12 protein-coding genes are annotated in these 13,428 nt (G+C 67.6%); 5 read left to right on the forward strand and 7 right to left on the reverse strand.

Annotated elements, in window-relative coordinates:
- Positions 1-12 precede the first annotated feature (12 nt).
- From C6P64_RS01260 to C6P64_RS01270, 3 genes are all read right to left on the reverse strand, one after another.
- Positions 13-1,095, reverse strand: a complete 1,083-nt coding sequence (locus C6P64_RS01260) for a TRAP transporter substrate-binding protein (RefSeq protein WP_105746783.1) — start codon at positions 1,093-1,095, stop codon at positions 13-15.
- A 179-nt stretch (positions 1,096-1,274) separates the two neighbouring features.
- Positions 1,275-2,480 carry a tRNA 2-thiouridine(34) synthase MnmA gene (mnmA, locus tag C6P64_RS01265; RefSeq protein ID WP_105746784.1) on the reverse strand — a complete coding sequence of 402 codons (1,206 nt, stop codon included), beginning with the start codon at positions 2,478-2,480 and terminating at the stop codon, positions 1,275-1,277.
- Between the two features lie 7 nt (positions 2,481-2,487).
- On the reverse strand, positions 2,488-3,447 hold the full coding sequence (locus tag C6P64_RS01270) for a LysR family transcriptional regulator (RefSeq protein ID WP_105746785.1): 960 nt from the start codon (positions 3,445-3,447) through the stop codon (positions 2,488-2,490).
- Between the two features lie 95 nt (positions 3,448-3,542).
- Here C6P64_RS01270 and aptA point away from each other — a divergent pair, with 95 nt between their 5' ends.
- Positions 3,543-4,895 (forward strand): omega-aminotransferase AptA, encoded by a 1,353-nt coding sequence (aptA, locus tag C6P64_RS01275; protein WP_105746786.1) that lies wholly within the window; start codon positions 3,543-3,545, stop codon positions 4,893-4,895.
- On the opposite strand, the gene C6P64_RS01280 is transcribed toward aptA, so the two are convergent.
- From C6P64_RS01280 to C6P64_RS01290, 3 genes are all read right to left on the reverse strand, one after another.
- Positions 4,896-6,131: a hypothetical protein gene (locus tag C6P64_RS01280; RefSeq protein ID WP_105746787.1), complete on the reverse strand. Its 1,236-nt coding sequence runs from the start codon at positions 6,129-6,131 to the stop codon at positions 4,896-4,898.
- Complete coding sequence (locus C6P64_RS01285) at positions 6,124-7,404, reverse strand: glutamate-5-semialdehyde dehydrogenase (RefSeq protein ID WP_105746788.1); 1,281 nt, start codon at positions 7,402-7,404, stop codon at positions 6,124-6,126. The genes C6P64_RS01280 and C6P64_RS01285 overlap by 8 nt, the downstream gene beginning before the upstream one ends.
- A gap of 62 nt (positions 7,405-7,466) precedes the next feature.
- Positions 7,467-7,943, reverse strand: a complete 477-nt coding sequence (locus tag C6P64_RS01290) for a MarR family winged helix-turn-helix transcriptional regulator (RefSeq protein ID WP_105746789.1) — start codon at positions 7,941-7,943, stop codon at positions 7,467-7,469.
- A gap of 145 nt (positions 7,944-8,088) precedes the next feature.
- On the opposite strand from C6P64_RS01290, the gene C6P64_RS01295 reads away from it, so the two are divergent.
- From C6P64_RS01295 to maiA, 4 genes are all read left to right on the forward strand, one after another.
- On the forward strand, positions 8,089-9,297 hold the full coding sequence (locus C6P64_RS01295; RefSeq protein ID WP_211296776.1) for a 3-hydroxybenzoate 6-monooxygenase: 1,209 nt from the start codon (positions 8,089-8,091) through the stop codon (positions 9,295-9,297).
- Positions 9,298-9,330: 33 nt separating this feature from the next.
- Positions 9,331-10,386 carry a cupin domain-containing protein gene (locus tag C6P64_RS01300; protein ID WP_105746790.1) on the forward strand — a complete coding sequence of 352 codons (1,056 nt, stop codon included), beginning with the start codon at positions 9,331-9,333 and terminating at the stop codon, positions 10,384-10,386.
- A gap of 85 nt (positions 10,387-10,471) precedes the next feature.
- Positions 10,472-11,173, forward strand: coding sequence for a fumarylacetoacetate hydrolase family protein (locus C6P64_RS01305; protein WP_105746791.1), 702 nt, complete (start codon positions 10,472-10,474; stop codon positions 11,171-11,173).
- A 110-nt stretch (positions 11,174-11,283) separates the two neighbouring features.
- Positions 11,284-11,922 carry a maleylacetoacetate isomerase gene (gene maiA / locus C6P64_RS01310; RefSeq protein ID WP_105746792.1) on the forward strand — a complete coding sequence of 213 codons (639 nt, stop codon included), beginning with the start codon at positions 11,284-11,286 and terminating at the stop codon, positions 11,920-11,922.
- Positions 11,923-11,949: 27 nt separating this feature from the next.
- Here the strand turns inward: maiA and wbaP are convergent, their stop codons facing one another.
- On the reverse strand, positions 11,950-13,386 hold the full coding sequence (gene wbaP / locus C6P64_RS01315) for an undecaprenyl-phosphate galactose phosphotransferase WbaP (RefSeq protein ID WP_105746793.1): 1,437 nt from the start codon (positions 13,384-13,386) through the stop codon (positions 11,950-11,952).
- Positions 13,387-13,428: the final 42 nt, after the last annotated feature.

Below are 13,428 nucleotides of genomic sequence, written 5' to 3' on the forward strand. Positions count from 1 at the left end.
CTGATCGTCCCGTCACAGCTTCTGGGCCGCCAGGTACTGGGAATAGTTGCCCTCGGCCACCGCCTCCCAGCGCACCTGGTCGGACAGGTAGCGGCTGTAGTCGGCGTAGATCTTCTTCCAGTTGGCGTTCTTCTCGTTCAGCTCGGCATAGACCTCGCGCGAGGCCTTGAAGGCACTGTCCATGAAGTCCTTCGGGAAGCGCGACAGCTTGGTGCCTTCGGCAATCAGCTGCTTGAGCGCAGCCGGGTTGCGACCGTCGTAACGCGCCTGGCAGGTAACGTGGGCGGCGCGGGAAGCCTGCTCGATGATCGACTTGTACTCGGCCGACAGGCCTTTCCACTGCTTGTCGTTGATGTAGAGCGAGAACTGCGTGCTGCCTTCCCACCAGGCCGGGAAGTAGTAGTTCTTGGCGACCTTGTGCAGGCCCAGGCGCAGGTCGTCGTAGGGACCGATCCACTCGGCAGCATCGATCGTGCCTTTTTCCAGTGCCTGGTAGATCTCGCCCGCCGGGATGTTCTGCGGCACCACGCCGAGCTTGGCCAGCACGCGGCCGCCGAAGCCGCCGATGCGCATCTTCAGGCCCTCGAAGTCCTTGACCGACTTGATTTCCTTGCGATACCAGCCGCCCATCTGGGTGCCGGTGTTGCCACAGGGGAAGTTGACGATGTTGAACTGGGCGTAGAACTCGCGCATCAGCTTCATGCCGTTGCCCTCGTACATCCAGGCGGACATCGCACGCGAGGTCATGCCGAACGGGATGGTGCAGTCGAGCGCGAAGGTCTCGTCCTTGCCGAAGAAGTAGTACGGCGCCGTGTGGGCGCAGTCGATGGTGCCTTGCTGCACCGCGTCGACCACGCCGAAGGCGGGCACCAGTTCACCGGCCGGGTGGACCGAGATCACGAACTTGCCGCCGGTCGCATCCGACACGTACTTGGCGAAGGCTTCGCTCGCGCCATAGACGGTCTCGAGCGACTTCGGGAAACTGGATGCCAGACGCCAGCGGATCTGCTGCTGGGCCTGGGCAACGGCCGGCGCAGCACCAACGGCCAGAATGCCGGCCATGCCGGCGCCTTGCACGAATTTACGACGTTCCATTAGGTATCTCCTGGTGGCGTGGAATCAATAAAGCTGTCAATATCTTATTGATCCTCCCTGCCTAGCCGGCACCCATGGAAACCCTAGTCGGCCGCTGAAAAATATTAACCGGCCCGATGAAAAAAATGAGGGGCGATCGAGGAATCCGCCTGCCAATACTGAGCCACCCTCGCCGTCGGTCAGCCGCCTGCCGGCTTGCCCTGCGGCTTGCGCCGCGCCTTGGGCTTGCGCTTCGTCGGCTCGGGCGGCAGCTCGGGCAGCGCGGCTTCGGTCGCGCTGGCGGAATGGATCACGCCGCCGCCCAGGCAGACATCGCCGTCGTACAGCACCGCACTCTGGCCCGGCGTGACCGCCCATTGCGGCTCGTCGAAGCCGAGCGCGAAGGCGCCGTCGCCGTTCGGCGCCAGCAGGCAGGCCGCGTCGGCCTGGCGGTAGCGGGTCTTGGCGCCGTAGCGGCCCGGCGCCGGCGGCTCGCCCGCGACCCAGCTCGCGTCCTCGGCCTGCAGCAGCGGCGACAGCAGCCAGGGGTGGTCGTGGCCCTGCACCACCCAGAGCGTGTTGCTCGCGACATCCTTGCGCGCGACGAACCAGGGCTGGTGCTCGCTGCCGCCCTTGGCCGATCCCTGTTCCTTGACCCCGCCTATGCCCAGACCCTGGCGCTGGCCCAGGGTGTAGAAGCTCAGGCCCACATGCTGGCCGATCACCCGGCCCTGGTCGTCGCGGATCGCGCCGGGCTCCTTCTGAATGTAGCGGTTCAGGAAGTCGCGGAACGGTCGCTCGCCGATGAAGCAGATGCCGGTCGAGTCCTTCTTCTTCGCGTTCGGCAGGCCGATCTCGTCGGCGATGCGGCGCACCTCGGTCTTGGGCAGCTCGCCGACCGGGAACATCGCCTTGGACAGCTGCGCCTGGTTCAGGCGGTGCAGGAAATAGCTCTGGTCCTTCAGCGGGTCGCAGCCCTTGAGCAGCTGGTGCCTGCCGCTGGCCTCGTCGAAGCGCACCCGGCAGTAATGGCCGGTGGCGATCTTGTCGGCGCCCAGCCGCATCGCGTGGTCGAGGAAGGCCTTGAACTTGATCTCGGCATTGCACAGGATGTCGGGGTTGGGCGTGCGGCCGGCCTGGTACTCGCGCAGGAACTCGGCAAAGACGCGGTCCTTGTACTCGGCCGCGAAGTTGACATGCTCCATGTCGATGCCGATCACGTCGGCCACGCTGGCCGCATCGAGGAAGTCCTGCCGCGACGAGCAGTATTCGCTGTCGTCGTCGTCCTCCCAGTTCTTCATGAAGATGCCGATCACCTCGTAGCCCTGCTGCTTGAGCAGCCAGGCGCTGACCGCGGAGTCCACCCCGCCCGAGAGACCGACGACGACACGTTGTTTGTTTGCCATGGCGGGATTATCCCAGCGCGGGCGGTTCCTGGCTTGGCGGGTGCCCGGCATGACTGGCGTAAAGCGTCTGCTGGAAGGCCTGGGTCAGGCGCGAGCTCTTGGGCGACTGCCGGCTGATGGCCATGAAGCGGCAGGGGTAGCGCAGCACGGCGGGCGCGATCGCGCGCATCCGGCCGGCCTGCACGAAGGCCTCGGCATAGTGGTCCGGCAGAAAGCCCACGAAGCAGCCGGACAGGATGAAGGTGGCGACCGCCTCCTGGTCCGAGGCGGTGGCGGCGCGCTCCAGCTGGTGCCGATGTGCCAGCTCCATGTTCGGCGAGTGGTAGCCCAGCGCCGCCAGCTTCTGCTGCCGCAAGTCATCCCAGCCCAGTCCGGACTGCGGCGACCCGAACCAGGGGTGGCCCTGGCCCGCGTACAGCAGCATGGTCTCGCCAAACAGTTCCCGGTAGCACAGCAGTTCGGAGCTGCGATGCTCCGGGATGATGCCGAGCTGGAACTGGCCGTCGATCACGCCGCGCTCGATGCTGCCGATGCTGCCGACATGCAGGTGCAGCCGCGCGCTGGGCACCTGGCGCTGGAAGCGGGCGATGGCCTCCGCGATCCGGGCTTGCGGGTTGGAGGCCGTCTTCTCGAACACGGCGACATGCAGGTCGCCACCGAGCCGGCGGTGGATGTCATGCAGCCGGGTCCGGAATGTCTCCGTCGCGGACAGCAGGCTCAGCGCGGCTTCGTAGACCTGCTGGCCCTCGGGGGTGAGGTCGAAACCGCTGCGCCCGCGCCGGCACAGCACCAGCCCGAGCCGGGTCTCCAGATCCTTGATGTGCCGACTGATGGTCGACAGCGCGATGTTGAGCTCGAGCTCGGCCGCCGCCATGCCGCCGCATTCCACCACGCTCTTGAAGACCCGCAGCAGCCGCAGGTCGACATCGCCCAGCTGGCCGAGCAGGGTCACATTCCTTGCTTGCATAAAACGTCAACTGTAATGAGACATAGGGTGCTTCATGAGAGTTTAGCCATTGCCCAGAATCGGTCCGTCATTCCTCCTTCGCACTGGATTTACCGATGAACATGTCCGACGCCCAGCGGGTCAATGCTGTCCCTCGTACCGACCCGGCCTGGCTGGAGGCGCACTGGATGCCCTTCACCGGCAACCGCGACTTCAAGGCCCATCCGCGCCTGATCACCTCGGCCCAGGGCGCCTATTACACCGACGCCGGGGGTCGCCAGTTGTTCGACGGCCTGTCCGGCCTCTGGTGCACCGGCCTGGGCCATGCGCGGACCGAGATCGTCGAGGCCATTGCCCGCCAGGCGGCCACGCTGGACTATTCGCCGGCCTTCCAGTTCGGCCATCCGCTGTCGTTCGAGCTGGCCAACCGGATCGTCGAGCGCATGCCGGCCGGGCTGGACCATGTGTTCTTCACCGGCTCGGGTTCGGAGTCGGCCGACACCTCGCTCAAGATCGCGCGCGCCTACTGGCGCACCAAGGGCCAGGGCAGCAAGACGCGCCTGATCGGCCGCCTGAAGGGCTATCACGGCGTCAACTTCGGCGGCATCTCGGTCGGCGGCATCGTCGGCAACCGCAAGCTCTACGGCCAGGGCCTGGAAGCCGACCACCTGCCGCATACCCAGCCGCCGGCGGGGTCCTTCTGCCGCGGCATGCCCGAGCAGGGCGCCGAGCTGGCCGACGAGCTGCTCAACCTGATCGGCCTGCACGATGCGTCCAACATCGCGGCCGTGATCGTCGAGCCGTTCTCGGGTTCGGCCGGCGTGGTGATTCCGCCCAAGGGCTATCTGCAGCGCCTGCGCGAGATCTGCACCGCGCACAACATCCTGCTGATCTTCGACGAGGTGATCTCGGGCTTTGGCCGCAGCGGAGCCTGGACCGGCGCGGAAGCCTTCGGCGTCAAGCCCGACATCCTGAACTTCGCCAAGCAGATCACCAACGGCGTGCAGCCGCTCGGTGGCGTGGTGGTGAGGCGTGAGATCTACGACACCTTCATGGCCGCGGGCGGGCCCGACTACATGCTCGAGTTCCCGCATGGCTACACCTACTCGGCGCATCCGGTGGCCTGCGCGGCCGGCCTCGCGACGCTGGACCTGCTGGAGCGCGAGCAGTCGATCGAGCGGGTGGCCGCGCTGGCACCGGTGTTCGAGAACGCCGTCCACAGCCTGCGCGGCGCGCGCCATGTGGCCGACATCCGCAACTTCGGCCTGGCCGCCGGACTGACGATTGCCGCCGCACCGGGCGAGCCCGCCAAGCGCCCCTACCAGGTCGCGATGGCGATGCTGGACAAGGGCTTCTACGTGCGCTATGGCGCCGACACCATCCAGCTGGCGCCGCCCTTCATCAGCACGCCGGCGCAGATCGACAGCCTGGTCAATGCGCTCGGTGAGGCACTGGGGCAGCTTGATTGATCAGCCCGCGTTGCGGTTCAGCCAGCCCTTGAGCCCGGCCGGATCGCCGGCCTGTTCCAGCCAGGCTTGCGCCTCGTGCAGCTGGCGCAGCAGCTCGAGCTCCTGTTCCTCGAGCCGGCGCTGCAGCAGGGCCGCATCGATCCGGCTGCCGGCCGGCAGGTCGAGCTGGTGCAGCCAGCGCTGCTGCTCGCCCTGGCGCTCGCGCTCCAGGCTGGCCGCCTGCTCCTTCAGCAGCCTTGTGACGGCCTGCAGCCGCTGCGCCGACAGGCGCTCGAGGTGGGTGGGGTCGGCCAGCTCGGCCTGCAGCTGCAGGTCGAGCAGCGCCAGCAGGTCGCGCCGGTCGTAGGCGGCGTTGGCCGCGCTCATCAGCGCAGTCATGCGCTGGCGTTCGGCCTCGTCGCTCGCGCGGTCCGGGTGCAGCGCGCTGGCAAGCTGGCGGTAGAGCGTACGCAGCGTGGCGCCGGCGTCCTGTTGCGCCTGCTGTTCCAGCAGCGCGGCCGGTGCCGGTTCGCGCTGGGCCTTGCGCGCCTCGCGCTTGGCCTGGCGGGCGTCGCGCCTGGCCTGCTGGGCTGCGGATTCGGTCTGCCACTGCCGATGCGCGGCGCGCAGCAGATCATCCGGATCGGCGGCAGCCTGCACCGCCTCGTCGTCGGGCGCCAGCCAGTCGGACAGGCGTGCGCGCAGCGCATCGGCGGCGCTGCGGCGCTTGTCGGCCAGGCTTTGCGGGCTGTAGCGGTCGTGCAGCGCGGCCATGTCGGCATCGCCACCCTCGGCCAGCAGCTGCGCCAGCCGGCACAGCAGGCTGCGCGCCTTGCCCTGTTGCGCGCGCGACAGGCCGCGTGCGTCGGGTTCGAGCCAGGGCGCCAGCGCCAGCGCCAGGCCGCGCCTGGCCAGCCGCAGCCGTTCGCGCAGCGGCTGCAGGCGTTGCGCGCAGCCGTTCAGGTAGTCCTGGCCGATCGACTCCATCTGGGCCAGCTGGGCCTTGAGCCGCTCGACCCGGGCCAGCTCGCGCTGCAATTGCTGCGCGGCCGGCGACAGCGGTGCGCCTGCCTCAGCCGGCGCGCGCAGCGAGCGCGAGCCGGAGCGGCTGCGCGCGGCCGCGGCTATTTCGTTGGGGCCGGGCTCATGCTCCGCCAGGCCCGCGTCGGCGTCATCCGGCCCGGCGGCGAAGCGCGGGTCGCTGGCTGGGGGCTTGGGCTTGCGGTAGGGTTTGGCGGGCTGGCGTCGCTCAGCCACGCACTTCGCCTTCGCCCAGCACGACGTACTTGAGCGAGGTCAGGCCCTCGACGCCGACCGGTCCGCGCGCGTGGAACTTGTCGGTGCTGATGCCGATCTCGGCGCCCAAGCCGTACTCGAAGCCGTCGGCGAAGCGGGTGCTGGCGTTGACCATCACGCTGCTCGAGTCGACCTCGCGCAGGAACTGCTGCGCATGGCGGTGGTCGGTGGTCAGGATGGCCTCGGTGTGGCCGCTCGAATACCTGTTGATGTGCGCGATCGCCTCGTCCACGCCGGCCACGACCTTGACGCTGATGATGGGGGCCAGGTATTCCTCGGACCAGTCCTGCTCGGTCGCGTCCTTGAGCTGGGCACCCGAGACCTGGCTCAGGATCGCCTTCGAGACCGGGCAGCAGCGCATTTCCACGCCTTTCTGGGCGTAAATGGCGCCAATCTTCGGCAAAAATTCGGCCGCGACGCCGCGCGCGACCAGCAGGCTTTCGGTCGCGTTGCAGGGGCTGTACTTCTGCGTCTTGGCGTTGTCGGCCACCTTGACCGCCATTGCGATATCGCAGGGGTCGTCGACATAGGTGTGGCAGTTGCCGTCCAGATGCTTGATCACCGGCACCTTGGCGTCGCGGCTGATGCGCTCGATCAGGCCCTTGCCGCCGCGCGGGATGATGACATCGACATACTGCGGCATGGTGATCAGCTGGCCCACCGCCTCGCGGTCGGTGGTGGGCACCAGCTGCACCGCGTCGGCCGGCAGGCCGGACTGTTCGAGCGCCTGTTGCACCAGCTTGGCCAGCGCCTTGTTCGACTCGATCGCCTCCGAACCGCCGCGCAGGATGCAGGCGTTGCCGCTCTTGATCGACAGGCTGGCGGCCTCGATCGTGACATTGGGCCGGCTCTCGAAGATCATGCCGAAGACGCCGATCGGTACCCGCATCTGGCCGACCCGGATGCCGCTGGGCTGCTGCTTCATGCCGAGGATCTCGCCGATGATGTCGGGCATGGCGGCGAGCTGCTCGCAGCCCTCGGCACAGGTCTCGATCACCTTCGGTGTCAGCTTGAGGCGGTCGACCATCGGCTCGGACAGGCCGGCGGCGCGTGCGCGCTCGAGGTCCTTGGCATTCTCGACCTGCAGCGGCTCGATGTTGGCGCGCAGCAGGGCGGCCAGCGCGCGCAGCGCGGCGACCTTGCGCGCGCTGCTGGCGCGCGCCATCAGGGCGGAGGCGACCTTGGCCTGCTGGCCCAGGCGGTTCATCAGTTCGGCGGTGGTTTCGGCGTTCATGCCGGGGATTTTCGCACCGCGCGTGTCGATCCGTGCCGAGCCGCGCGGATCGGGCGGACTTATCAGCGCGGGCGCTTGCCCGGCGCGCGCGACAGGTCGTTGTTTTCCGTCACGAGCTGCAGCAGCAGCGCCATGAACTGCTGCCGCTGTTCGGGGTTCAGCGGCTCCAGGATGCGTTCCTGCGTGCGCTCCATGCCCGGCAGGGTCTGGGCCAGCAGCAGCTCGCCGGCCGGCGTCAGCGCGAGCAGGCGCACGCGCCGGTCCTCGGGCGAGACGCGGCGCCGCAGCAGGCCGCGCGCCTCGAGCCGGTCGACCACGCCCGCGGTGGTCGAGGTGTCGAGCGCGATGCGTCCGGCCAGGGTGCGCTGGTCGCAGCCGGGCTGGTCGCGCACCGTCTGCAGGATGGCGTATTGCACCGGGGTGACGTTGAGATCCTCGGTCTCCTGGTGAAAGATGCCGACCGAGATCTGGTGCAGGCGGCGTATCGCGTGGCCGGGTTGCGCGTCGAGTTGTACGGCTTGTGGTCGAGTGGACTCCATGCGTCGGCAGTCTAGCGCAAGCCAACCTAGGGAAAACCCTCTTGCCAAATCTCAATTTGTACCTATACTAATCATCTGTGTACTGATTATTCCGGAGCGGCAACCGCCGGCCGGTCCAAACCCTGTTTTTTCCTGGAGCATAGATATGAGCGAAATCAAATCCCAGTTGCCCGTCCTGGTGTCCGGCGGTGGCATTGGCGGCCTGGCGGCAGCGCTGGCGCTGGTGCGCCAGGGCTTCCAGGTCCAGGTGTTCGAGCAGGCGCCCGAGATCGGTGAGATCGGCGCTGGCATCCAGCTCGGGCCCAATGCCTTCCACGCCTTCGACGCGCTCGGCGTCGGTGAAAAGGCCCGTGGCCGCGCCGTCTACACCGACTACATGGTGATGCACGATGCGCTCGACGAGTCCCTGGTCGGCAAGATCGAGACCGGCGAAGCCTTCCGCAAGCGCTTCGGCAACCCCTACGCCGTGATCCATCGCGTCGACGTGCACAAGTCGCTGCTCGAAGGCGCCGTCGAGACCGGTCGCGTCGAATTCTTCACCAACACCCGCATCGAGAAGATCGAGCAGGACGAGGCCAGCGGCACCGTCACCGCGATCGACCAGAACGGCAAGCGCTGGACTGGCCAGGCCCTGATCGGCGCCGATGGCGGCAAGTCGGTGGTGCGCGCCCAGTATGTCAACGACCCGCCGCGCGTCACCGGCCATGTGGTCTATCGCGCCGTGGTCGACAAGGCCGACTTCCCGGATGACCTGAAGTGGAACGCCGCCAGCCTGTGGGCCGGCCCCAAGTGCCACCTGGTGCACTACCCGCTGCGTGGTGGCGAGCAGTACAACGTGGTCGTGACCTTCCACAGCCGCGAGCAGGAGCAGTGGGGCGTGACCGACGGCTCCAAGGAAGAGGTCGAGAGCTATTTCCAGGGCATCTGCCCGAAGGCCCGCCAGCTGATCGAGCTGCCCAAGACCTGGAAGCGCTGGGCCACCGCAGACCGCGAGCCGATCCCGAACTGGGTCTTCGGCCGCGCCACCATCCTGGGCGATGCCGCCCACCCGACCACCCAGTACATGGCGCAAGGCGCCTGCATGGCGATGGAAGATGCCGTGACCCTGGGCGAGGCGCTGCGCGTCTCGAACAATGACTGGGATGCCGCCCTGCAGCTGTACCAGAAGAACCGCATCGCCCGCACCGGCCGCATCGTGCTGTCGGGCCGCGAAATGGGCCGCCTGTACCACGCCGCTGGCGTCGAGCGCCTGATCCGCAACAGCCTGTGGAAGGGCCGCAGCCAGGAGCGTTTCTATGACGCGATCGAATGGCTGTACGGCTGGAACGTCAACAACTGCCTGCAACAGGGCTGATACTCGTCACCTGTCACTTCAAAGGACAAGAAGATGCAAGACACCGGCCGCTTTGACACCCTGGGCCGTCTGGAAGACCTGCCGCAGGACTACCGCGACGAGCTGACTGCCAACAACCTGGTCCCGCTGTGGCCCAGCCTGCGCGCGGTGCTGCCGCCGCATGTGCCGGCACGCAAGACCCAGCCGACCCACTGGCCCTATGCCAAGCTGCGCGACCTGCTGCTGAAAGCCGGCGAGCTGACCCCGATCGAGAAGGCCGAGCGCCGCGTGCTGGTGCTGGCCAACCCGGGCCATGGCCTGGAGAAGATGCAGGCCAGCGCCGCCATGTACCTGGGCATGCAGCTGCTGCTGCCGGGCGAGCTGGCGCCGGCGCACCGCCACACCCCGAACGCCATCCGCATGGTGGTCGAGGGCGAGGGCGCCTGGACCCTGGTCAACGGCGAGAAATGCCCGATGAGCCGTGGCGACCTGATCCTGACCCCGACCGGCCTGTGGCACGAGCATGGCCATGACGGCACCGATCCGGTGATCTGGCTCGACGTGCTGGACCTGCCGCTGGTCTACTACATCGAGGCCTCCTACCACGAGGAAGTGCCGAGCCAGACCGTCGTGCCGGGCCAGGGCGTCAAGGCCTATGCCCGCGGCGGCGTGGTGCCGACCCCGGTGTTCGGTCGCTCCGACAAGGCCTACCCGATGCTGCGCTACCCCTGGGCCGATGCCAAGGCCGCGCTGCTGTCGCTGGCCGAGGACCAGCCGGAGCTGGAAGCCGTGCAGGTGACCTATGTCAACCCCGAGACCGGCAAGGACGCCGAGAACATCCTGGGCTTCTACGCGCTGATGCTGCGTCCGGGCCAGACCCTGCGCCTGCCGGCCCGCTCGCCGGCCCAGGTGCTGCACCAGATCGAAGGCAGCGCCGATGTCCAGGTCGAAGGTTCCGCCTTTACCCTGGCCGAGGCCGACACCTGCGCCGTGCCGGGCTACACCGCCGCCACGCTGACCAACCGCTCGGCGACCGAGCCGGCCTTCATCTTCGTGGCCGACGAATCGCCGCTGCACCGCAAGCTCGGCGTGTACGAGAACCGCGGCTGATCAGCCCTCACTGAAGGCCGGGGCCTCTTATATAGTGGCTCCGGTTTTCCGTCGTTTTGAAACCGATTTTTTAGGAAGCACTGCAATGGCCCAGTACCTGTTCAACCCGCCCGAAGTCCAGTCCCTGCCGATCCAGGGCAAGGAAGAGCGTTTCCCGATCAACCGCCTGTTCTTCGTCGGCCGCAACTACCATGCGCACGCCGTCGAGATGGGCCGCCCGGTCGACAAGTCGGTCGAGCGCGCCTTCTACTTCACCAAGTCGCGCGACACCCTGGTCGACAGCGGCGCCACCGTGGCCTACCCGCCCGAGACCCAGAACTACCACTTCGAGATGGAGCTGGTGATCGCGATCGGCAAGCCGGGCTTCCGCGTGCAGGAAGACAAGGCGCACGAGCTGATCTACGGCTACGCCACCGGCCTGGACATGACCCGCCGCGACCTGCAGCTGGTCGCGCGCGACAAGGGCCGTCCCTGGGATACCGGCAAGGACATCGAGCAGGGCTCGGTCTGCTCCGAGATCGTGCCGATGGAAGGCAAGGTCATCGAAAGCGGCGAGATCGCGCTCGAAGTCAACGGCGTGACCAAGCAGAAGTCGGACGTCAACAAGCTGATCTGGAACGTGCGCGAGATCATCGCCGACCTGTCGCTGTACTACCACCTGCAGCCGGGCGACCTGATCTATACCGGTACCCCCGAAGGCGTCGGCGCCGTGGTGCCGGGCGACAAGATCACCGGCCATGTCGAAGGCGTGGGCCAGATCGAGCTGACCATCGGTGCCGCAGAGTAAGCGCCTGCCGTGATGTCATTCCCCTGCGCAGGTCCGCCCGTGCAGGGGTTTTTTTCGTGGTCGGCGTGCTAGGCTGTGCGCCCGTCCCCCAGTCTGAATCAGGATTTCTCATGAAGCTCTACAACTTCTGGCGCAGCGGCACCTCGCACCGCACGCGCATCGCGCTCAACCTCAAGGGCCTGGACACCGAGTACGTGGCCGTGCACCTGGGCAAGGAAAAGCACCTGAGCGACGAGTTCAAGGCCGTCAACCCGCAGCAGCTGGTGCCCGCGCTCGACACCGGCAGCGACGTGCTGATCCAGTCGCCCGCCATCATCGAATGGCTGGAAGAGCAGTACCCGACCCCGGCGCTGCTGCCGGCCGATGCCGCCGGTCGGCAGAAGGTGCGTGCGCTGGCCGCCATCGTCGGTTGCGACATCCATCCGATCAACAACCGCCGCATCCTCGAGTACCTGCGCAAGACCTTCGGCGCCGACGATGACGCGATCAACGCCTGGTGCGGCACCTGGATCTCGGCCGGCTTCGACGCCTACGAGGCGCTGCTGGCCGCCGACACCCAGCGTGGCCGTTTCAGCTATGGCGACGCGCCGACCATCGCCGACTGCTACCTGATTCCGCAGGTCGAGAGCGCGCGCCGCTTCAAGGTCGACCTGAGCCGCTGGCCGCTGATCAGCGCGATCGATGCCGCCTGTGGCGAGCTCGAGGCGTTCAAGCAGGCCGCGCCTTCGGCCCAGCCCGACGCGGCCTGAGCGCCATGCTCTGCGTCGGGCTGGCGGTCAGTACGCGCCTTCCCGACGCAGCACGGTCCTGACCGTCTTGGCCAGGATCGCGATATCGGTCCAGAGCGACCAGTTCTTGATGTACCAGTCGTCGTAGATCACGCGCTCGGAGAAGGTGGTCTTGCTGCGCCCGCTGACCTGCCACAGGCCGGTCAGTCCGGGGCGTACCTGGCCGTAGAGCTGCAGCGCCTCGCCATATTCGCTGACCTCGCGCGGCAGCAGCGGGCGCGGTCCGACCAGGCTCATCTCGCCGCGCAGCACGTTGAGCAGCTGCGGCAGCTCGTCGATGCTGCTGCCGCGGATGAAGCGGCCGACCTGCAGCACGCGCGGATCGTCCTCGAGCTTGAAGTTGCTCGCGACATAACGTTGCCATTCGGGGCTGTTCTCGGCTTCCCAGCGGCGCAGCAGGCCTTCGGCGTCATTGACCATGCTGCGGAACTTGTAGAAGCGGAACGGCTTGCCGCCGGGCCCCACGCGCTCCTGGATGAACAGGACCGGCCCGCCATCCTCGCGCCAGATGCGCCAGGCCACCCAGGCCAGCAGCGGCGAGAGCCATGCCAGCAGCAGGCTTGCGCTCACGAGGTCGAAAGCCCGCTTGACCAGCCGCAGGTGCGGGCGCAGCAGCTTGTTGGGCAGCGTGAGGCTGAACAGTTCCTGGCTGAAGAAGAACTGCATCTCGGCGCCATAGAGCGGTATGCCACGCATCGCGGGGATCACCCTCACGTCGTACACGCGGTGCAGCAACAGCTGCCTGATGAGCCGGTCGCGCGGGTCCTGCTGGCTGGCCTCGAGCGCGATCACGCACCTGAAGCGACGGAAAACCTCCCAGTCGTCCGGCAGGCCCTGCCAGACCAGGCAGGGCACGGGGCCCTGGCCGGGTTCGGCCGGGGGCCCGAGATCGGCCGGCTGCAGCAAGGCCTGCACCCTCATGCCCAGCCAGCTGTCGCCGTGCAGCGCCTTGAGCGCGAGCGCCGCGGTACGGCCCGACCCGAACACGAGCACGGGCTGGTACCAGAGGCCGAGCTGCTTGAGGGCCAGCCTGGCCAGTGCGCGGCCCGGCACGATGCTGCAGACCAGCAGCGGATAGAGCAGCAACGCGCTGCGGATCTGCTCCCAGTTCGGGATCTGGTTGAGCAGCCGGCTCGACAGCATGGTGAACACCATGGCGGCCAGCACGGTCTGGCGCAGTTCCTCCCAGAAGGTCTGGCGCCGGACATAGGCCTTGCGGTAGAAGCCGAACCAGGCCAGCCAGGCCAGGCAGATCACCAGGTGATGGCGGTCCTGGCCGGTCAGCGTCCACAGGCCGTTGAGCCACAGCACGCCGGACTCGACCCCCAGCAGCATCAGCAGCTGCGCGGTCGAGCGCCGGAGGTTGCTGTGCCGGGCGGGAGGTAGCTGCTGGCACAGCAGCGAGGGCGGGGCAGCGTGGTCCATGCTTATCTTGGGGCAGACCGGAAACCGGCCAAGGGCCACAGT

The organism is Malikia granosa (assembly GCF_002980595.1).
GTDB lineage: Bacteria > Pseudomonadota > Gammaproteobacteria > Burkholderiales > Burkholderiaceae_C > Malikia > Malikia granosa.

Bases quoted from the DNA above. Each gene is read 5' to 3' on its own strand.
- C6P64_RS01285 (WP_105746788.1), bottom strand. From the start codon at position 7,404: ATGAACGCCGAAACCACCGCCGAACTGATGAACCGCCTGGGCCAGCAG.
- C6P64_RS01260 (WP_105746783.1), bottom strand. From the start codon at position 1,095: ATGGAACGTCGTAAATTCGTGCAAGGCGCCGGCATGGCCGGCATTCTG.
- C6P64_RS01270 (WP_105746785.1), bottom strand. From the start codon at position 3,447: ATGCAAGCAAGGAATGTGACCCTGCTCGGCCAGCTGGGCGATGTCGAC.
- maiA (WP_105746792.1), top strand. From the start codon at position 11,284: ATGAAGCTCTACAACTTCTGGCGCAGCGGCACCTCGCACCGCACGCGC.
- C6P64_RS01290 (WP_105746789.1), bottom strand. From the start codon at position 7,943: ATGGAGTCCACTCGACCACAAGCCGTACAACTCGACGCGCAACCCGGC.
- wbaP (WP_105746793.1), bottom strand. From the start codon at position 13,386: ATGGACCACGCTGCCCCGCCCTCGCTGCTGTGCCAGCAGCTACCTCCC.
- C6P64_RS01305 (WP_105746791.1), top strand. From the start codon at position 10,472: ATGGCCCAGTACCTGTTCAACCCGCCCGAAGTCCAGTCCCTGCCGATC.
- C6P64_RS01300 (WP_105746790.1), top strand. From the start codon at position 9,331: ATGCAAGACACCGGCCGCTTTGACACCCTGGGCCGTCTGGAAGACCTG.
- C6P64_RS01295 (WP_211296776.1), top strand. From the start codon at position 8,089: ATGAGCGAAATCAAATCCCAGTTGCCCGTCCTGGTGTCCGGCGGTGGC.
- aptA (WP_105746786.1), top strand. From the start codon at position 3,543: ATGAACATGTCCGACGCCCAGCGGGTCAATGCTGTCCCTCGTACCGAC.
- mnmA (WP_105746784.1), bottom strand. From the start codon at position 2,480: ATGGCAAACAAACAACGTGTCGTCGTCGGTCTCTCGGGCGGGGTGGAC.